The sequence below is a fragment of the Microbulbifer sp. YPW16 genome (assembly GCF_021290385.1).
GTDB lineage: Bacteria > Pseudomonadota > Gammaproteobacteria > Pseudomonadales > Cellvibrionaceae > Microbulbifer > Microbulbifer zhoushanensis.
Window position 1 is genome coordinate 551,154 of record NZ_CP089928.1, and the last position, 20,095, is coordinate 571,248.

Genomic DNA, 20,095 nt, shown 5'->3' on the forward strand with positions numbered 1-20,095 from the left:
GCAGCCGAAGCCGCTCACCCCTTGAAGTGTACGCGAGCGTTGAACCCCATGGGGCTGTGAATCACGAACGGAACAGTGGAAACATAGCCGTTCAGTTTTAGGCAAGTCCCTGAACGCCGACGGATATCCCTGATAATCTTGCTCACATGCCGTTCATCCCCATCGGCGACCGCATCAATCCCATAAGAGTAAATCTGCCAGTCGTAGTGTTTGACAGCCCCATTACGAGCAAGCTCATCGAGTATTTTGATAGCCCCAGCCCGGGAGACAAGGTATCCGTCTGCCCCAATTGCACGGACATCAGACGCCACATCATCATAAGCCTGATTGATATTGACCAGCTTCATTGACTGACCAGGAACCCTCCACCAACCTGGAACAGACCGATCGTTGAGGAAACAAATATCAGCGTCTTTTGGTAAAGCGTCCAGCAGGCCTTGAAAAGAAAAGTGGAATGCAGGCAGGCCATCATCCTCGACTATCATCCCATAGTCGTGCCCTGATTCCACTATCACCTCAAGAGCCCTGACCTGAGATGACCAGCAGCCGACGGAATTTGGGGGTAACTCAGCCTTGAAGAGTGTCTGCTGCATCAGCCGGGGAACAGCACTACCAAGAACTCCGGCCTGTCGCCGGACATCACAGCCCACCTTGCGATACAACTGCTCGAGCCCCATAAAGCGATGGACGTCTCGATCCAGGTTAATACAGTGAACGGGTATGGATGCGTTCGAGGATTCAAATCGATTACTTCGGGTCAGGATGCTGAACTTACTGGATATTTCGCTGTAGACGTCTTCTCGGGCATGCCGCTTTACTTCGGCAAGCCGGCTGCCCAGATGATCCCAGTCGTGGTACGTCATTAACAGAGTTGAGGCAACCGTCGCTGTCCAGTTGCACTTGATATTGATACTCCGTGCGTATTCGATTGCCGCGTCGACATCACCACGTCGAAACATTACCTGGGATCGATTGATGGGGAGCACTGCAACGTCTCCAGCATCCTCATACTTGAAAGCAATGGAGTATGCAGAATCTATATCGCCGCGACTTATCAGGAAGGCGCAGACGAGGTTCAGGACCTTTCCGAAGGCCTGCCCACCACTTTTTAGAGCACTATTACAAGCGTCAATAAAGAAACTCAAGCGCTCACTGTTCGAAGAGAACCTGTTTCCGATCTCTTCAACCAATGCCCTTGGACTGTCAGAATCACATACACGATCAACAAAGTCAGTTGCGGGGCACTTCTTGAAAAAACTTAAAGGCATCTATCGATCACCTGAGTACGGTTAAAGGCCGCAATCATCTATGGTTGTCCTGCAGAGATTCAGGCTATTTGTGCCTCAGGCACATCCTGATCGGCCTCGAGCCTTTGCTGATTGGTCCAGTAGGATACACAGGGTATCTTCGACCGGTCACAACGGTCTTCGTATTTCCTGGCCACGTCATTTACCTCAGACAACAACCCTTCTGAGAGCAGGATGGGCTCCAAGCCCATTTCAAGGAAGCAGTCATTTGCCACGAACAGGTCGTTCTCTGCCGCTTCGTTCCTGGGATTGCTCATATAGTTGATCTCGACACCTGATAACTCCGCCACCAGCCTCGCAAGATCCCTTACTTTGTGGGTTTCCGTCATCTGGTTGAAAATCCGCACACGCTCATTGGATGCAGGCTCATTCTCCACTGCAAGACGAATGCAGCGAACGGTATCCCGGATATGAATAAATGCTCTTGTCTGGCCGCCAGTCCCATGCACAGTGAGCGGGAACCCAACGGCCGCCTGAACAACAAAACGGTTGAGGACGGTGCCGTAATCACCGTCGTAATCAAATCGATTCATAAGTCGATCATCGCGGCTGGTTTCTTCCGTGTTGGTACCCCAGACGATGCCCTGGTGCAGGTCGGTAATTCGAAGTTTGTCATTTTTGTTATAGTAGGCAAAAAATAGCTGGTCCTGAGTCTTGGTCATGTGGTAAATACTGCCGGGGTTCACCGGATACAGGATTTCCTGCTCTACCGTTTCGCCGGCATCGGTCTGAATCCGGACATTGAGATAGCCCTCAGGAATCTTCATTCCGGCGCTGCCATATCCGTAAACACCCATAGTCCCCAGGTGGACGAGATGGATATCAAGGCCGCTCTCGACTATCGCAGCCAGGACATTATGTGTAGCGTTCAGGTTGTTATTTACCGTGTAAATCTTATGCTTCGCTGATTTCATGGAATAAGGCGCCGCACGCTGCTCAGCAAAGTGAATGATGGTCGTCGGCTCAAATTCCAGGACCAGGTCCAGGAAGTCACGGTACTCACTGGCAACATCAATATTGAGGAAGCGGATCTCCCGGCCACTGACTTCCCTCCAGGCCGTCAGTCTCTCCTCGACAGGAGAGATAGGCGTCAGGGAGGTGATACCCAACTCATTATCGATATTTCTTCGTGACAGGTTATCAACGATAAGAACTTCATGCCCGTGCTCAGACAAATGCAGCGCAGTTGGCCAGCCACAAAAACCGTCACCACCGAGAACTAATACCTTTTTCATACCGATCCCTACTCAATTTTTTCCAACTGCTAAAGGGGGACGTAACCTAATGAAATAATGGCTAACGCCAGTGCGGCCATTTTTCAAAAAGGGCAGCACCCAAGCTATTATTCACGTAAGCAGCCCAGAAGCAGATATCAACAATGCCAACAACAGGACAATCCTAGTCCCTTGCTGTTACATTAATATGTAGAAACCATTGCAGAAATATTTTCAGCGGAAACGAAAACAATATCTCAGGTAATAAACCGGAGGGAGCGGAATAAGCAGTGGGGGATTGATAGCCGTATAGACCGTATGGGACCACCTATCGAACAAAGCTAAAGACTGGTTAACCAGGGAAAGGCGACTACTCCCCAAGTCAATAAGAGAGCAGCAAGCAAGAAATCGTCCAGGAGCCCACGAAGCTGGCCATCGCCACTGCTACGCTCAAAACCGTGGGCTAACACCTGATCAAAGGTATATCCTGGTAAATCCCCCGTCAGCCGAAGCAAGAGGCCTGCTTAACTACTGGAGAATCGGGTAAATTGGCACCTGAAACGCCAAAACACGAGAGTTTCGTGATCCCCACGCCTCAGGATCAAGCCAGGTGAAATGAGATAGTCCGGCCTACTTATCCCAGACTACATCACGATAGATTGAGTTTTCCTTCTGGAACCTGGACCAGTGCTGACTGGTGCCTCGAGTATTTGGCAAGCCCAGATGCACACCCTGGCGCCTGAAAAAGGCCCGCTTTGTAAATACAGACACCTGGGAGACAAACTCTTCCTGTATTTTGTATCCTGGCTCGTCCCCGTAAAGCGAATCACATAGCAATGAACGCCAAACACCGGGTCCAGTTACGTTAAACACATTATTCGGCCTGCCTGGATCGGTCAGGTTGGCGTACATCCTGTCAACAAGTTTCCCAAGCACAGGATGACCTTTTGGAGCGTAGAAAACACCATTAACGATAGTACCATCATGCCATTCACAGACATGAAACTTCTCCGGCTCGTTCTTGATAAACGGGGGAATACCTTTCAAGCCAAACTTGGAATCAATATAGCAGCCGCCCAGGGAGTACACGGCTAGCACGCGGAAAATATCAGACTTCATGGCCCAGGGAATACAGTTTTCGTAGGCCCTGAACCAGGCATCGCCATATTCACGCTTGATGAACCTGGCGGCCATTTTTGCATCGAACCCAAGGAAGTCTAAATCATCCTTTTCGTTATAAAATTCTTCATATGAATCGACCTTCCGCTTGAAGAAGCCGACAATTCGACGCAAATCATGTTGAAAAACTATTACATTCATCACTAACAACCGTGAGTATGGCCCTTCAAAAAGACCCGATTCCACAGAATGCCGCACGAATCTGCGGCATTCCAGTACAATAACTATAGATCTCCGCCTGGCCACGCCAGACAACAGGTTTAAGCTCAGGGTTTTCCCTGCAATCCAGAAGCCCAGGGACTCCCTGTAACGCACAACGACAGACCGGCATCCTATACCTATCCACAATCATGCGTTGGGGATTGTTACGGGATTATGAAGTGAAAACGCCAGTACTCAGTCGCACCGACCGCAGCCAAGAACTTGACTCTATCTATGCCTTCCCTTGCCTTCAGGTTTGCAGCAACTGCAAGGCCGCCTGACTATTCAAGTCAAGGAACTCACCGATCCGGACTACATCCTGGGCTGCAGTTATCGCCGGCTTGCGCTCAAAGAGGGCTGCGACGCTAGTAGAGTCCCAGCCCAGGTAACGGTTAAGTTGGCGCTGGAACCGGAAACGTCTGAACCATCCCGATAGCAGACCGGAGAATACCTCGAACCCCGGGGACTCGGTGAAAACCGGACCCTGCCCATCCAGCATCCCAGCGTCGGCGACAAACTGCCTGAGGCTACCCAGACTCTCTTTGTCGACCCGCATCCCCTCTTTATTCGCCCACCTGGAGATCTCTGCCAACACAGCACCACCACCAGGGTTGGACGTTTTCTTTACAGCGGGAATCTTATCGTGCGGGATATCAATCAGTGACAGAAGGTCCTGAACAACATCCAGCCCGCGGTAGTAGTGGCGTATACAGAGCTTTCCATTAAATATCGAAGTTAGCTGTGAACAGATGTTCAAGTAGCTCAGGGCACCGCCGCGCCAGACCGGGTAGAATTCATCAAACTTCAGGTGATTCCCCCTTCTCAGGCAAAACTCACGGTAATAGGAGCGAACGTAATCATAATAGTTACGAAGATACAGGACGCCGCAGACCTCGACACCCTGCGCCCTGAGCATATCACAGAGGGTTAGCAACCCCTTGTGCTCACTTGGACGTGACCACGCCTCGCAGGACAGGACTGACACTGGAGCCGGACTGGCCAGGATCTCATGAACCAGGTTTGTATGGTACTTATCGAGATTACGCTTCCTGCCATCACCGTAAACCAGACAGGCATGGCGTATACCTACGTCCGGCTCTGAGTAATATAGCCCGGCACCGGGGTACAGCACCCCCTCTTCCAGCAATTCCTGCGAACGCTGGTAGAGAAAGTTCTGGATACTGGAGGTCCCAGTCTTGAAAGTCCCTACGTGAATAAAGACTTTTTTTGGCTTCCCCTCGGCCATCAACTACAACCTTTGTGCGAGCGATATCAGGTGATCACAGACGTTCAGCAGCTCCTGCTTCTTTTCCTGCTTAACTGAAGAAACAAGCTCCTTGATCTCTGTGGTAGAGATATCCTGGGTCCTGGGAAGATAGATCACCTCAACAATATCTGCCAGGTCATCAAACTTTCCCGCCCAATCATCGCCCATTGCGAATATGGCAGCTTGCTCCCTGAGGATATCCTCGCGTTTCTGCTCCCAGTTCGATTCCGGGAACACGCTATCCACATAACGGCAGGCCTCCAGCATCTCTTTCCGCTGGGCATAGCTCATGATGGTACGCTTGCCCTTCAGCTCATTAAACTGATCGGTAGAGCAGCCAACGACCAGGCGATCACCGAGCTTGGCCAACCTCTTCAGTAGCCGCACATGCCCGACATGGAACAGGTCGAAAGTCCCATAAGTTATAACGGTTCTATTCATAACAGTATTCTCCGGATCGCCCTGACTCACTGTTTGCCGTGCTCATTCGCACGAAAGTGCTTGTCAGGCGTGCGCCAGGTCGCGCCATATCGAGCTGCCAGGAATTCCTCAATTTTGGCCGGGACAGAATAAAGGCGGCCAAAGAAGGGCCTCTCTTCCACCGGCAGCAAAATCGACGCAGGCACGCTGGAGTAATTAACATTGCGCATCGGCAGGAAGATCTCACTCGCCTCGCTATAGGCCAGGAAAATATCAACATGTACCTTGTGCACCCTGGAGAAAACCTGGACGAAAGGAAGGTTTTCCCTGCGATTATTGAAGTTAACCTGGGCACGAAACCCTGCGGAACCCAATACCGTAACGATATCACGGGCTACTTTCTCAAGGTCACCACACCCCTGACCAGGAATACACAGGAGGTCAATGTCGTCATCATGGGCAATAAAATCATTATCGCGATAAAAGCCCAAAAGGGTGCCGTAGCACAAGACAATTGGCCAATTGCAATCAGCCAGGGCTTCTGCAACCGCATCAATCGTATCAAGTAGTGTTTCCCGCGGATAACTGGACAGCGGCCGGGCAAACGTATGCGCTGCGGCAATCAACGGGTGGCCTAACTTTTGCTCGCCTATGACCCTGGCATCGGCCTCAATTACCTCCAGATGCTCCCGGGAGAGGGCACGACTGGCGATCGAGTAAATCTTGAATGCATCCCTGCGGTAGCCGTGGCACAGCAACATGTCGACCACAAAGCGGGAGGTAAGGAAGCCCATTTCTGAATCGTAGAAACAGAAAACATTCGCGAGCAGATACGCGAGATCCGAGCCCAGAAATTCTACGGAATCGGGACAGTCCGAGGGAAACTGGAACTCTGAAAAGAAGGAGTCCAATACCGAGCGCAACTGCCCTGGCCGGTTAACGCCTGCCCGCAGTCCAGAAACCAGTTTACTGACGCTCGATGGACAGCCTGCAGTCTCCTCAATGCTCCCAATGTTCGCATCCAGCCATGCAAGACGTGAATTCAGGTCTGAGCCATCATAGAAGCAGCGCCAGCCTTCCCCACATTTGGCGTTGATCCGTAAGCTCCTGGCTCTTTCCCAGAGACCATCTTTCCTGTTAACCACCCTCAGGGCCTGCAGAACGATGGGGGATGGGAAGCGAATAACCAGATAAGGCTGTTCCTCCATACGGGTCGAGAAGAAGGCGCTTGAACCGTCAGCAACCGCGACAATATCAAAAGCCTTATCACCCCGGGCTACAGAGCTCTGCTCAAAAGCCAGGTTGTCATAATCCTGCAACGCCAGCCACTTACCATCCACTTTAAACAGGATATTCGCCAGGTGCAGGTGATTGACGCCTGCCAGGTCTATCTTGAGCTCAGTAATCCGGTCGCCAATGGGCACTTCAAATGGCATCGACTCGACACCCAACAGCGGGGGGCCGATATAGGCTTTGCCCCAGGGGTATACATGGCCGCCCTTCCCTTTTCCCAGTACTGAACGAACTAAATCAATAATCATAAAAATTCCTGGTTCCCTGCCCGGGAGCCACGTACAACATCAACACCGAGCCCGCACCAACCAGTAAGCGGCTTGCCGTAACCGGTGTGCACAGCAGCTGTTGGAACCCCTCCTTATACAGCACCGGATGCGTCAGGCTGACGACTGGCTGGATATATCAGGGAGCTCTCTTTACGAATCTAGGCCCTTTTCTTATCTTCACTGAGCGCTTCACACCTGGCACGATAATCTGCCAACAGGGCATCAAAATTATCTGTTTTGTCGACCTTTTTCTCCAGGGAGTCTTTTGCCATCCGGTACAGGGCAAGATCAAAACTATTATTTTCAACCAGCAAGTCAAAAACCTCGCCTAGCTCATTGGCGATATAGTTAATATTGCGCTGCTCGCCTTTTACTGCCCGGCCTGTATTCTGGCGCAAATAACTCAGGTCAATATTCGGGAAGTGCTTGCCCAGTTCCTGCTCGATCACTGTCATTGAGCGATCGAAGTCCTCCACCAGACCGACCAGGGAACCATCCCCGAATCTTTTCGCAGCACTGGACAGATGGTTGAGACCGACATTTCTTGCATTAGAAACCTTAGGCCCAGAGGCGAGGTACGCAACCTGGTAGTCGCGAATCGTACGACCCACCTTAGGTTCCATCCGCCACTGGACGTAATCCTTAAAGCTGTATTTCTTGGCCGCCTTGGCACCGGGTGTTTCGGAATTCTGCTTCCGTTCGAAGCTGTACACTGAAAGCGCACGCAGCAGGGGGTGCCTCAGGAAGAAAACCGGGAGGGACTTGATACCTTCCAGACCCGATGTGTTACACATATGATGGGAGGAGAGAGCCTGAATGCCTGGGTTCTCTTCAAGGAACTCCTGCAGGTACTCGACACCCCTACTTCTCATAGGCATATCGTCGCGATGGTCACAGAATGCATCACCGAAATAGCGCCGCAAGGCCCAGTCAAAGGTTGTCCCCGCGTTCTTGAAAATATGCCCATGGGTGATCACTAAACGCATAAAACCACAATCCGTTAAATTAACAGCTGCCTGCTATCAAACAGGCCTTCATATCACTCGATATCAACCGCCGGGCTCCCGGTGGACGCTCAGCGAACCTACCGGTTGAAATTATTTTCAGAGTTAAGCGGTTTCCGCTATACCCTGCTCTTCGGCCATCTGGGACTCGTGCATCTCAATGATGCGCCCCACTACTTTGAGGCCCTCGCGCAATCGCCCACTCCTGCAATGCCGCTCCAGTTCAGCGAATAGAGTGCACAATCGAATGTGTGACACCACGCCCCCTACGTCCAGGCCTTCCGCGACCGCCCCGCTTGAAATAAGACGCTCGGCCATCTCCTCCGGAGAGTCGGACGGCCACAAGGAGAAGCCCACCGGCTCAAGCTTCCAGTCGCCCAGTCCCAATAGGGATACAGCCTCCCCATTACTAACGGCCAGCTGTTTGAGGACAGGATCGGGGGGAAGTAATTTGAGGGGCAAAGCTCGTACCCGCTCGGAAATCGCAGGAAGTGCTTCGAGGAAACTATCAAGAAGCTCCTTTTCGTCACTATCGGCCATCAGATACAGGCGTGACAACAGCGACAGGTTCAAGCGGTCCATCAACGTGGGATGAACGGAGCAATATTCCTCCACCAGGGCCTGGTCGAAGGTCAGTGGCAGAAGCCGCCGGCGCAAGCCGATAATCGCATCCTGGTCCCGTGCAAAGGCCCAGTCATTAGATAATTTGAAAGCGTGAACCTGGTGACCGTCAAGTTCAGCAATCCCGATGAAGCTGGGGATGATGCCCTGTGATTCGAGTTCCGGATAGAGCTCGAGTTCATTCTTGGCGGTTCTCGCTTTATTCGACTCGTATACCTTGAGGACCAGGATCTCATCCGCTGCCGCAACCTCAGTCGACGGCAAGCTGCACTGGACAAGGCTCATCCAGGGCAAGGGAGACTCCACCCATTCGCACCCCTGCAACTGCCCGGAATCCATACCCAGTGAATCCATTACACGGGCTACAAAGGCCGGCAACGATTCCCGGGACACGCTATCGATAAAAGCACGTGATCCCCCCGCCCCCTGGGATAGCGCGGCGTGCCCCCGGTAGAAAAGCTTCTGGATCGCCGCCTTCTTCTTCTTGAACCAGACAAGGTTCCCAACCTTCTGCGACAGGGCGGTAAGCAGCCGCCGGCTAAGGATAATAGAGACAATCGCCTGCAAAAATTCTGGTGGCTGCTCAGACAGGATAAATGCATAAACCAGGTAACAGAAGCAGGAAATAAAGACCAGGTTGGAAATCTTGCCCAGGACCGCCGGCGGGCGGGCGAGAAAGCTTTCAGCAAAGTGCTTCGAGACAGAAGCCAAAGCGATGACACCCAGTGCCGACAGGGATACAGCCACCACAAAGAACAGAAGGAACTGGGTGTATACCAGCCCAATAACACCGCTCAGGGCGACAAGGAGTAACGAACCGCCTCGTGCGTCCACTATCCCAGTGTATACGGATGTCAGGAAATCACTGTCAGCGAACCGGCCCTTTTTATGCTGAATGGCAAATTTCTCGGTGTACCTCTCGGCGGACCTCTTCAGGTACCAGTCTGCCATTAGAACGACAATATGAAGTACAACAATAAGTCCCGTAAGGATCCCGGCCCATTCTGGCCTGGAGAAGCCGGGCAAGACCTTGTCAAACATGACCGGCATCTCTGGCGCGGCAATGATAAGTACAATCTTGATGGGCAGGATGAAGACAAATAGCTCGAGAATGCTTTTGACAAAGCCGACTACGACGTCAATGAAGAACCGTACCGGCGCCACGGCTACAAATTCCCGGCAGACCTTCCTGCGGTTTGAGAAAAGCGCTGCGGTATTCTTCGTTAGACTAATCATGCAAAACCACTCGTTTTATCAATGCCCGTCGGGCAAAGACACACTCAATCAAATAGCCAGGGCCTGTCGCTTGACAGGCCCTGGGATTCAGCCAGAAGGTCACCTGGAACAGCCGGGGGTTCCTAGCCCTCACTTTCACAGGCAAAATGCTGCTCGATGGCTGCTCGCACGACGCCGGAACTAAAGTGATCCGCCACATAAGCGGGGCGTGCCGCCAATTGGCGCAGGCACCGGCTCTCATCCGTGTAAAGGCCAAGGAGCCTGTTCGCAAACTCTTCTGCCCCCTCGGCAATGTCCATCACCTGCTCGGGGACGGGGATACCCTCCGCGCCAATGGGTGTTGTAATCAATGGTACTGCCGACTGTATCGCTTCCAGTACTTTCCCCTTAACGCCAGCACCATAACGAAGCGGGACGACACAAACCCGAACCGAGCGGTAGAGTGACTCCAGCTCCCCGTCGCTGACAAAGCCATGAACGACAATGTTCTCTGACGCCAGGTTACTGATCGCTTCGGGCACATTCGAGCCCACCACATGCAGGCGCACATCCGGGTCGGAAGCCAGGATCCGGGGCATTACCTCGCCGGCAAACCAGAGCACGGCATCCACATTCGGTGTATGGGTAAAGCCACCCACGAAAAGCAGGTCCTTGCGGGCCGCGAAGTCGAAACTATCCACATCGGGCGCATCCAGCACGTACAAGGGCAGCTGGGCGACATTCGTGCCCGGTGATATCTCCTGTACCGCATTTACCTCTACATCGGAGGGGTAAAGCACGGTATCAACCTGGTCAAAAATCCTGGTTTCCCGCTTCTTCCAGTCATCAGCCACCTTTAGCAACTTGCTGTCGTCAGTGACGGCAGCCTCACGCTCGGTGCGCAGGTAATGCAGGTCATGGCCAAAATAGACCAGTCGCGGACAATCCTTCAGCGACTTGATCTCATCGATAAAGTCTTCAGTGATGTGCGGCCGATGCAGGTAGATTACATCAATAGACTTTGCATTCTCTTCCAACCAGAGCTTCCAGTTGCGCGCAAAGCGTTCACCATAGAGCACCTCGACTCCCAACTGCTGCAGGGTTTCGGTGTACGGCTGGTGAGGGAAAAAGTTTGCACCGAGGAACTTCACCCGATAGCCCATCTCCACCATGCTTTTCACATAGAGGAATGTAGAGCGCGAACCGGCATCCTTATCGTAAAAAGGCACATAATGGTCAATAAAGAGTACGGTGGTGCCGCTATTGTGGCGCTCACGCGCATCAAAGACGTCTGTCCCCAGGTCACGGTTCTCGGCGAGCAGCTCGCCACGCCACTTCTTGCGGAACACCCCCTGGTTAATACGCTGCTGCTTCTTGATACCGGAGTTCAGGTCGTTACCGTGACTCACGCCCTCAAAGTGCACCACTTCTGAAGCGGGCTGGTAAATGGTACGCAGCCCCAGCTTACGAATCTCAAACGCCAGGTCTGTATCTTCGTAGTAGGCCGGGCGGAACTGCTCGTCGAAGCCACCAATACGGTCCCAGACATCTTTGCGGAACAGGATGCAGGCACCAGAGATGTAATCGGTATCCCGGACATAGTTGAACTCAGGGGCATCCGGGGACTGGCCGCGGCCGTAATTCCAGCCACTGCCATCACGCCAGATAATACCACCCGCCTCTTGCAGGACACCGTCTTCGAATAGCAGCTTGGGCCCGACAAGACCGGCATCTTTATGCTGCTCGAATACGCCCAATAGCGCCGTCAGCCAACCCGGCTGCGGATTGGTATCGTTATTCAGCAGCAGTACGTAATCACCTCGGGCAGCGCGGACTGCGGCATTGCAGTTCCCCAGGAAACCCTGGTTCTCCGGATGACGGACTACGCGGACATTGCCGATACGGTCACCGAGTGTACGGGTTTCATCGCTGGAACAGTCATCAGCAACGATAACCTCATACTCAACGCCGTCGGTATGTGCCAGTACAGCCTGGAGGCAGGAGACTGTTGTCGCGTATTGGTTGTAAACCGGAATAACGATCGACACCAGCGGCGCCTTAACCTCTGGAAAGTTGAGTTCAACACTCTGTGCGGTTACATCATCCACCGGGAAGATCACAGGCTGGCGGGAAACGGAGCTTTCTGTAGGGAACCGCTGGTCGATCCAGGAAATACTATCCAGGGACTGCGAACCGACAAGCACTTGCAGCAGCCGCTTGACACGGGCCAAGCTCAACAGCCTCAAGCTACTGACTGGATGGCGCAGAAAATACCGGAAAACCTGAAGCAACAGGCTGAAACGCCCCCTGCCAGCAGCGCTTGCCCGGGCAAAGTCCTCTGGATGATGTCGTTTGAAGTCCCTGTAATCCCTAAATAGCCGGGCCAGCTGGCCTTGCCGCGGCGATTTCAGGGAGGCGAGCCGCAGGAAGGCCTCTGTTGCTCGCGCAAATATCGCCCGATTGCTACCAAACAGGCGCTTTAGCCGGACATTAAACTCGAGCAGCTTCAGGTAGACTTCTTCATTGCGGCGCTCGAGCGCTTCCATGTCCTCTGTATCAAACGGCGCCTCGTCCAATTCGACAACCTGTAACTCGTCAGCCTCGATCTCCAGCTCGAGCATGATGTCTTCTTGATCAACCTCAAGCATTGTCGGGTCAACAGGCCCTGCAGGACTCAGGCGTTTGCCGCCCTGAAGCTTATCCGCCTTTAAAGACAGCTTTCCAAGCTGGGAAGTCGGCAACTCTTCAAACATTTTCTCAAGGCGTTTAAGCCGAGCCACCAGGTCAATGTTTTCGCCCCTTTTATCGTTCAGGAGCTTTGCTGCCAACGTAATTTGTTCAGGCGGATTACTACTACTCATCAACTTTTTGCCATCAACGGTGGACTATCAACCCGCTTGCGCAAGCACCTCGCGCAGGGAGATATTGTGCTCTTCTTCAAACTGCAAAGCAGCCTCATACATCTGGGTCAGCTCACTTTTCGCAGATGGGCGGAATGTTAGATATCGAACGGCACGCTCGAAATGGCCGATTAGCCTACCCAGGAAGGAGCGGCGAAATGCATAGACCCGCGCGTACCCCAGGGCCAGGCGATTAAACAGGTACTCACCTTTTTCCTGCTCAGCCCGGTACTTCTCAATCAATAACTTATCAACCGAATCCATTTTTTCCTCAACAACAATAGAATAAACAAAAATCAGCCCGCTTGAGGTACAGTCGAGAAGAACTGTTGCCTGGCATATTTATAGAACTCCAAGTCGAGCTTGTTTTCTTGCTCCAGCAATCTATATAACTCAGCGCCCAATTCTGCGCGAATTCCAACCAGCTTGGCATCCAAGTTCTGATCCACTTTTTGTGTTGTATTTATCACTCTGTTAACCACATTCAATTCAGGAAAATGGTATTTCAGATAAAAGTGAGCCCGTACCAAAGACTCTTGAAAAAACTCAACCAAGCCGAAGAACGGTAATGAATCAAGTCGCTCTTTGGCCCGGGCGAGCCTTGCCTCCGGAGATTCGTCATGGACAGGACGCTTACCCTGTATAGCCACATTAGAAAGCTGACATACATGAAAATTGCTTATCGCGCCGCGATCATTATCAAGAACTTTCTCCTGCACATAATCGCTGAAGCTGCCTTTAGGTCTCTCTAAACCTAATTGCTTTTGCCACTCAAATAAGTACGCGGATTTTGCGCGTGCAATTGGGTGCCTGATAAAAACCAGCGGAAAAATTTCATACGCATCACTCAAGGGTAATGGTGTGAGCGCATGATGCGAAGAAATTGCACGAATACTTGGATTTTCGTCAATAAAGCGATCTAATTCATGGGGCAGGATTTTCGCGCTTGGATCAGATTTATCGAATGAAATCCAATGCTGCCCAAAACTATGCCGCAATATAGCATCTACTGACGATCCAGCATTTTTAAACAAATGATAGTGAACAATTAATTTTCGCACTTTCTGTTCACTTCCATTTTGCTAACATAGGTTCGAGGGCGGAAAACATCATACCCGGTCACAGCCAATCCAAGCTGACGACCATCAACGCCTTGTCCAATTTCACTAGGGCTCACTGTTCGCTTTAGCTGAACAGTAATTTCAGTCAGACACTGGGTCTTACAAGGCGGTATAGCAATCACTATACCCCGAGCTTTACCATCACAATCAATACGGAAAAATGCAGACTGATTGTCTACAAAAGCTTTGGCTTCGGTCACTTGCAATTCTTCAATCGCGGATATAAAGCTGAGGCGAAATATTTTCTCTGAATCACGTTCAACCGGAACTTGGAACTCTAAATCAGGTGATGGACCAGTCCACGCATAGGCTACCCCCTCATCTGTGTATTCAAGAGTATAAAAATTGGGCTTGTGAAACAATAAGCTAACTGGTACCTGGAACTCGTCCAACAATAAATTATCACGAGCTCGAGTGACCTCCTCTCCTTCGCCCACTAACACGCTAACCTCTGCTCCACCTTGAAACCCAGCCGTAGCACTTCGATCTTCACGATCTGACGCTCCAGCCCTAAATAAAGTCGACTGGTCGTCCGCAGGTAACGAACGCCTAACGAGAGCCCTTCACTATTGATCCCCATGCGGCAATTGACCTCAACTATCACTCAGGCTCTAAACGTCCCTGTTGAACCGATTGAGCCAGCAATACTGCAGGGCCAGCGAATTTCAAACCCACGAAGAGAACGCAAAACAACCACTTCGAATACTTTTTAACCTGAACATGGATTCCTTAAAGGTCAATTGTACCCCACTTATAGCAAGCCAATCACCCACACACCGCAAATTCGGGTGAAACTAACTGGCTACGAGAGACAGACGGTCTGCCACTAAGCCTAAAATTAAGGCAGCAACCCCGGGGACTGTCCCAGGGAGCAGGAGTAATATGACAAAAAGAGAGAGTACTTGTTTAGATTTATCGGTCCGGCCAAACCCCAATAGACATAATTGGCATGAAAAAAAGAGAACTAAAAGTAGGCCCATGGCGCAAAGCACATGCGCTGTTAATAAACGTATACACAATAATTTTTACGGTGAAAAAGCAATTCCAAATGAAACTGAGCATCTGCCTAAAAATGATCATGATAACTACACAGGGAAAAGGTGTGAACGTCGAGTTCGCTTGGCCAGATTTGATAGAAAACCAAAAGCAACGCTATGCTGCTAAAAAATAGTAAGATTCCAAGACTAACTGCAGCTAATCGAAAATACTGGTTATAAGCCGCACCTATCAATCTATACCTTTGGTCCAAAGAGACTGAAACCCTCTAACTAGGGCTTTTACAAATAGTTAAAGTCTATCAATAGAGCCAACCGCTAAAAAGTGGGCTTACTTTGTTTTTACGAATTGAAACCTTTCCAGCGCAAACTCATAAAACGCTAGATCGAGTTGATTGTGATCAATTAAACTAGTGTATAGCCTGTCTCCCAACTCGTCTCGTATACGGGCGAGCTTTTCTCTCAATGAGAGGTTACTCTTATCAGTGGCATTGACCTCATAGTTAACGACTCTTAGCTCGGGAAAATGATATTTCAAATAGAAGTGCATTCTCTCCAAAGATTCTTGGAAATGCTCAACCAAACCAAAAAAAGGAAGTGATTCGAGAAAACATTTTGCATCGTTAAAGCGTTTAACAGGATCTAAATCTCTAACAGGCCATCTACCACTTCTTACTTTATTGGCCAATTGATATACATGGAAATCTGCAATAACACCACCATTTCCAGGGTCAAGCTTCTCCTCTACATACTCGGAAAATGAGCCTTTAGGAACGCTGAGACCTTTCTGCTTCTGCCATTCAAACAGGTACGCTGATCTGGCCCGAATGATAGGATGACGCAGGAAAAAAATCGGAAATATTTCGTAATTTCCAGCTGGCAAGGGAGGAACTGCTTGATGTGAAGATACGGCACGCAAATCAGGCCTAGATATTAGGAAAGACGAAAGCTCATCAGGGAGTATTTTATTTCCAGCAGGACTCTTATCAAACTTCGACCATCTCTCTCCAAAACTGCTCTGTAATATTTCATCTATAGATGAACCAGCATTCTTAAAAAAGTGATAATGGACGATAACTTTTCTTTTTTTTTGGTTCATCTAAAGATAACCTAGCCGTTCCATTAGAGCACCACAATATTTCTCAACGATAGACACATCGCCTGCGGGCAAATCCTCACGCCAGGAGTCAGCACGCCCTTTTCGAATAAAGTTTTTTCGCCCGGAGACAGCTTGGGCTGAGTAATCTTCCAGAGGGCGATTCGAGAGAACATGCTGGATATCATTCTTTTTTACAGCAGCTCTAATCGCATCTTCAGGAACATTAATGTCGAGCCAACCATATATTGAATCGAGTGTTCCCACAGGATTTTCAATCAGCTGCTCATATTTGATTCTCTTTATTCGGTCACCAAGCAGATATTTGGCATGGTCTCCCTCTATGATATATCTAGACCAAGTTGCGCAAATATCAAACACGCTCTTTCTTGCCCAGCGCCCCCAAGACTCTTTTTGAGCTGCACGCCAAGAACTGACAACCGCCCTTGGATCCCTCACAATTTCGACCATTAAAAAAGGGATCCCTAGCCGGTTTATCAACTCAACGTAACGTATATTTGAGGGGGTTTTCTCTAAAACTATCTCCTCGGAACCAATTCCTTCCGCATACTTGTTAAAAACAGAATCAATGAAAGGCTTTACCAGCTCTGTTTCAAAACTCTTCTTGTCAAAAAGAGATCTAAGGCCATCCCCTGAGTTAAACAGGGACTTTTCTGAGCTGTAGAGCGAGCACAACTTTTCAACATAGACATCATATAAGTGCGTCTCATTAGGACGCGAATATACTGCTTCCGAATCTGCGAGTAATGTTTGAAGCCAAGTAGTGCCACTCCGTGGGCACCCCCCGATTAACAGCAATTGCGGTGCAGTTTTGTTTATCATTTATTATCACTCAACCTTAAATGCCGACATCCAGGCACCCAATGTTCGTTTGTCGCCATTACCAGAGTACTCATCTGGAATAGATGGGTTTTCAAATGAAAAAGTCAAATCTATATGACGATCCTCATTAACCTCAAGTGGAACATTGATCCACTGTGCGTCAGCCCCTCGCTTTAGTACTTCAGTTGCAATCAGACGCCCTTTAGAAAGAATCCGAACTTTTTCATAATCCTTCACCCCTTTATCCAATGTTCCTGTCAAGATTGAAAACTTCACAGGATCACTGCCTTTTACTGTAGAGGGTAAAGCAAACTGTAAATTTGCTTTTTTTGCTACAGACCACGAACTACCACTAATGACATCAGACCACCCATCACCTAGCACAGCCATATAATCTGTCGACTGATCAAAATCATACCTACGGGCCATCTCAAGCACTGGCAAATTAGTTACAAAGCTTTTGGCATCAAGATCTGAATATCTCTTAAAAGGGAATGATTCTAGTAGTGACTTAACGCCACACTTGAAATCAGGAACATTAACTACATCAATTGCTCTCTCAATCGAATCCACAGGTACCGGTGCAGCTCGCTCAGTACCACCGAAATAGTCTTCATATTTCAGGCTCGTCTCAAATCGGCTCTTATATAAAGTCGATGGTTTTCCTTCAGCATCAGCAAATACGATCCCATGAAGAGAACTAGAAACAACCCTCTGAGAAAGCCTAATGTGCGCAGCAACCTCAATTGGATCTAGAGTTGGGCTTAAATAAAGCCAATCTTTGGGTAGCTCAGCCTTTTCCGGAAAGTAAAATCGCTCATCATTAATATTTGGAATGAAGACAACTTCAGGTCTCTCCATTCCATTTCGCTGATAAAACGTGTCAAGTTCAGCTGCCTTTTTAACAATTTCATTATCGAACAAAAATGTAAATAGAATCCCCGGATCTCCATAGTTCTCCGCGACCTCAAAACCATACTGACGCATAGCGTCTCTGGTAACCGGCCCGCGTACAGAGTAAACCTGGATTTCCTTCTGGGTTTCCAGATTACGGACCCAGCACTTACCGTTTACACCCGACCCCCAGACCGCATCTCCATCAACAGCCTCATGAAGAATTGATCCTACAGATAGGAGCTTATTCTCATTACCTTTGGCAGCCTTAGCATTAAAGTTTAGGCCAAACTTCTCTGCGAGTCTTTCCACGATCATAGGGCCAATTTCATCTCCAAAATTGCCACCCACTTTCGGAGACCACTTATAAACGCCAACCTGTTTAACAATTTCCATAATAAAACCAAAAATACAATATGAAAGACAACTTTATACGGACTGGTAGATTTTCAAGTGCTGATCCGCAATAGATATCCAACTCATACATTTCTTTTTAAATAAAAAGCAGGCCGCTTCATTTTCAATTTTTTCCAATTGCTCCCGCTTAAAGACCGACAGAATAGCATTCACAGCATCATCGACATTATTCTTACGATAGACAACGCCTCTCGTGACGTTAAGGGACTCAGAAAGTGTCACCTCATCAGAGCATACGACCGGCACCCCAAAACTGTGAGCCAAAAAGACAACACCCGAATTTAATCGCTCAGCCCGAGGTATCAGGACAACATCCGCCTTCTTCAGCAGTGCCTTAACATGCTCATTTTGCACCCTCTGGTGAAGCCTTAATATCTTAGACCGCTCCGGATTTTGAATTCCTTTACGCTCCTTCCAATGCATCGCTTCGTCTGACACCGGGCCGGCCAAAATAAGATTATGCCCCTGTTGCGCAAGCTTATCGCCAACATTCAGAGAAAAATCTAATTCATCCTTATTGCGAATTCCGCCAAACACCAACACAGTCGAACCTGATCCATCTAACTGTGTTAATTCGGGCCAATCCTCTTCAACCATTCGGTAATAGTCAAAATCACCATGCCGACAAACATAGTGATTATCTTTTTCCACCCACTCACAACCTTTATATTGCTCTTTAATCTTAGCAATTGACTCGTTAGAGAGGTGAATAAAGGCACTCGCATACATTGCAACAATGTCTAGCAGCTTAAAACCAAGGCGGCCGAAATCTTTTTTAGGCAATAGATTATGGAAAGTGAAGACTATTTTTGTAGTCTCAGCGATTTCCTGAATCCGATGTTCAATTTTTTCTACCATTTCTTCTGTAGGGGCCTTCCAGCCACAGAGCACTTCCATCCACTGAATATGTAGAACGTCAATTTTACTATAATCAAGGTCCCAAAACCCATCTGCACCGGTAATCACGTTTGCGCCGGATAACCTTAGCCCCTTCGCTAACTCCATCGAATATGGATTATCCGGATCCATTTCATCAATATTGACACAACTGTGAACCGTCAATTTTCCCACTGAGAGATCAGATCTACGCGATTTAGGAAATCCACACCATGAAAAATCAAACGCTGAAAAGCACGGGGTATCATTTGTTACTCTTGAATATAGCGTAGAAAGTGCTTCAAAAAAATCTCTCCCATTGGTGAGAAAGCCCTCCCCCTTAATTTTGGGCCGGCTACATATTTCATCCCAAGCTTGCCTTTCAGATACGGAAAATTCGTACAACTTCCTCATTGGACCAGTATAGTGACGGATATAATCTTTAAGCTTTATATCCCAGGTATTGTTCCACTTTAGGGAAACATTCTTGAATCTTTCGTATTTTCTTAGCTCATGAATGACGTAACCATTTTCGCCCCACCCAACGCTATCAATTGATGCCAGAGGCTTGCCATAGCCCTGAAGAACCCTTTCCAGCATCGCTTTAACTTCTGTCGTTGATTTTATAATTATTACACCAGAGTTCGGTCTGCCAGAATGACCGTTTGCCAAATATGCATCGTAACCATCTTCAAAAAGCGCTTCGAAATTTGGACACTTTTTTTGAATAGCTGCATCACCGTCGACGAACATGATAGATTCGTAACCAGCATCTATCGCACCGATGAGAAGAGGAATTTTTAGCCAAGCGACTTCACGATTCAATACATCGGAGCCTGGACCACTAACTAATTGGTAATCGTGGCCGTACTTTTTCGCATAGCGACGATGACTTGTAATATTTCTCGCGAAAGCTTGATCATAACCATCTGTCGCGACTGTAAAAACTAAAGACTTTGCCAT

Annotated in this window: 16 protein-coding genes; all 16 read right to left on the bottom strand. The window is 49.3% G+C overall.

Annotated features, from left to right (window positions below; all coding sequences use genetic code 11):
* Positions 1–14 precede the first annotated feature (14 nt).
* Positions 15–1,268 (bottom strand): hypothetical protein, encoded by a 1,254-nt coding sequence (locus tag LVE68_RS02390; protein WP_232942800.1) that lies wholly within the window; start codon positions 1,266–1,268, stop codon positions 15–17.
* A gap of 59 nt (positions 1,269–1,327) precedes the next feature.
* Positions 1,328–2,542 (bottom strand): NAD-dependent epimerase/dehydratase family protein, encoded by a 1,215-nt coding sequence (locus tag LVE68_RS02395; protein WP_232942801.1) that lies wholly within the window; start codon positions 2,540–2,542, stop codon positions 1,328–1,330.
* Between the two features lie 609 nt (positions 2,543–3,151).
* Positions 3,152–3,841: a hypothetical protein gene (locus LVE68_RS02400; protein ID WP_232942802.1), complete on the bottom strand. Its 690-nt coding sequence runs from the start codon at positions 3,839–3,841 to the stop codon at positions 3,152–3,154.
* 310 nt (positions 3,842–4,151) lie between these two features.
* Positions 4,152–5,147: a hypothetical protein gene (locus LVE68_RS02405; protein ID WP_232942803.1), complete on the bottom strand. Its 996-nt coding sequence runs from the start codon at positions 5,145–5,147 to the stop codon at positions 4,152–4,154.
* A 3-nt stretch (positions 5,148–5,150) separates the two neighbouring features.
* Positions 5,151–5,609, bottom strand: a complete 459-nt coding sequence (locus LVE68_RS02410) for an adenylyltransferase/cytidyltransferase family protein (RefSeq protein ID WP_232942804.1) — start codon at positions 5,607–5,609, stop codon at positions 5,151–5,153.
* A gap of 26 nt (positions 5,610–5,635) precedes the next feature.
* Positions 5,636–7,129: a LicD family protein gene (locus LVE68_RS02415; protein WP_232942805.1), complete on the bottom strand. Its 1,494-nt coding sequence runs from the start codon at positions 7,127–7,129 to the stop codon at positions 5,636–5,638.
* A gap of 179 nt (positions 7,130–7,308) precedes the next feature.
* Entirely contained in the window at positions 7,309–8,136 is an 828-nt protein-coding gene (locus LVE68_RS02420; protein WP_232942806.1) for a sulfotransferase family 2 domain-containing protein, read from the bottom strand.
* A gap of 123 nt (positions 8,137–8,259) precedes the next feature.
* Positions 8,260–10,011: a hypothetical protein gene (locus LVE68_RS02425; RefSeq protein WP_232942807.1), complete on the bottom strand. Its 1,752-nt coding sequence runs from the start codon at positions 10,009–10,011 to the stop codon at positions 8,260–8,262.
* A gap of 122 nt (positions 10,012–10,133) precedes the next feature.
* Entirely contained in the window at positions 10,134–12,851 is a 2,718-nt protein-coding gene (locus tag LVE68_RS02430) for a glycosyltransferase (protein WP_232942808.1), read from the bottom strand.
* A gap of 27 nt (positions 12,852–12,878) precedes the next feature.
* Positions 12,879–13,154: a hypothetical protein gene (locus LVE68_RS02435; RefSeq protein WP_232942809.1), complete on the bottom strand. Its 276-nt coding sequence runs from the start codon at positions 13,152–13,154 to the stop codon at positions 12,879–12,881.
* Positions 13,155–13,186: 32 nt separating this feature from the next.
* Positions 13,187–13,951, bottom strand: coding sequence for a sulfotransferase family 2 domain-containing protein (locus tag LVE68_RS02440; protein ID WP_232942810.1), 765 nt, complete (start codon positions 13,949–13,951; stop codon positions 13,187–13,189).
* Positions 13,939–14,454 (bottom strand): hypothetical protein, encoded by a 516-nt coding sequence (locus LVE68_RS02445; RefSeq protein ID WP_232942811.1) that lies wholly within the window; start codon positions 14,452–14,454, stop codon positions 13,939–13,941. Before LVE68_RS02445 ends, LVE68_RS02440 begins: the two co-directional genes overlap by 13 nt.
* A gap of 883 nt (positions 14,455–15,337) precedes the next feature.
* Positions 15,338–16,105 carry a hypothetical protein gene (locus tag LVE68_RS02450; protein WP_232942812.1) on the bottom strand — a complete coding sequence of 256 codons (768 nt, stop codon included), beginning with the start codon at positions 16,103–16,105 and terminating at the stop codon, positions 15,338–15,340.
* A complete protein-coding gene (locus LVE68_RS02455) occupies positions 16,106–16,945 on the bottom strand; it encodes a sulfotransferase family protein (protein WP_232942813.1) in 840 nt (279 codons plus the stop codon).
* A gap of 6 nt (positions 16,946–16,951) precedes the next feature.
* Positions 16,952–18,235, bottom strand: coding sequence for a polysaccharide pyruvyl transferase family protein (locus LVE68_RS02460; protein WP_232942814.1), 1,284 nt, complete (start codon positions 18,233–18,235; stop codon positions 16,952–16,954).
* A 33-nt stretch (positions 18,236–18,268) separates the two neighbouring features.
* Positions 18,269–20,095 (bottom strand): glycosyltransferase, encoded by a 1,827-nt coding sequence (locus tag LVE68_RS02465; protein WP_232942815.1) that lies wholly within the window; start codon positions 20,093–20,095, stop codon positions 18,269–18,271.

Coding starts and splice junctions, on each gene's coding strand:
- LVE68_RS02390 (WP_232942800.1), bottom strand. CDS start 1,268: ATGCCTTTAAGTTTTTTCAAGAAGTGCCCCGCAACTGACTTTGTTGAT.
- LVE68_RS02395 (WP_232942801.1), bottom strand. CDS start 2,542: ATGAAAAAGGTATTAGTTCTCGGTGGTGACGGTTTTTGTGGCTGGCCA.
- LVE68_RS02400 (WP_232942802.1), bottom strand. CDS start 3,841: ATGAATGTAATAGTTTTTCAACATGATTTGCGTCGAATTGTCGGCTTC.
- LVE68_RS02405 (WP_232942803.1), bottom strand. CDS start 5,147: ATGGCCGAGGGGAAGCCAAAAAAAGTCTTTATTCACGTAGGGACTTTC.
- LVE68_RS02410 (WP_232942804.1), bottom strand. CDS start 5,609: ATGAATAGAACCGTTATAACTTATGGGACTTTCGACCTGTTCCATGTC.
- LVE68_RS02415 (WP_232942805.1), bottom strand. CDS start 7,129: ATGATTATTGATTTAGTTCGTTCAGTACTGGGAAAAGGGAAGGGCGGC.
- LVE68_RS02420 (WP_232942806.1), bottom strand. CDS start 8,136: ATGCGTTTAGTGATCACCCATGGGCATATTTTCAAGAACGCGGGGACA.
- LVE68_RS02425 (WP_232942807.1), bottom strand. CDS start 10,011: ATGATTAGTCTAACGAAGAATACCGCAGCGCTTTTCTCAAACCGCAGG.
- LVE68_RS02430 (WP_232942808.1), bottom strand. CDS start 12,851: ATGAGTAGTAGTAATCCGCCTGAACAAATTACGTTGGCAGCAAAGCTC.
- LVE68_RS02435 (WP_232942809.1), bottom strand. CDS start 13,154: ATGGATTCGGTTGATAAGTTATTGATTGAGAAGTACCGGGCTGAGCAG.
- LVE68_RS02450 (WP_232942812.1), bottom strand. CDS start 16,105: ATGAACCAAAAAAAAAGAAAAGTTATCGTCCATTATCACTTTTTTAAG.
- LVE68_RS02455 (WP_232942813.1), bottom strand. CDS start 16,945: ATGATAAACAAAACTGCACCGCAATTGCTGTTAATCGGGGGGTGCCCA.
- LVE68_RS02460 (WP_232942814.1), bottom strand. CDS start 18,235: ATGGAAATTGTTAAACAGGTTGGCGTTTATAAGTGGTCTCCGAAAGTG.
- LVE68_RS02465 (WP_232942815.1), bottom strand. CDS start 20,095: ATGGCAAAGTCTTTAGTTTTTACAGTCGCGACAGATGGTTATGATCAA.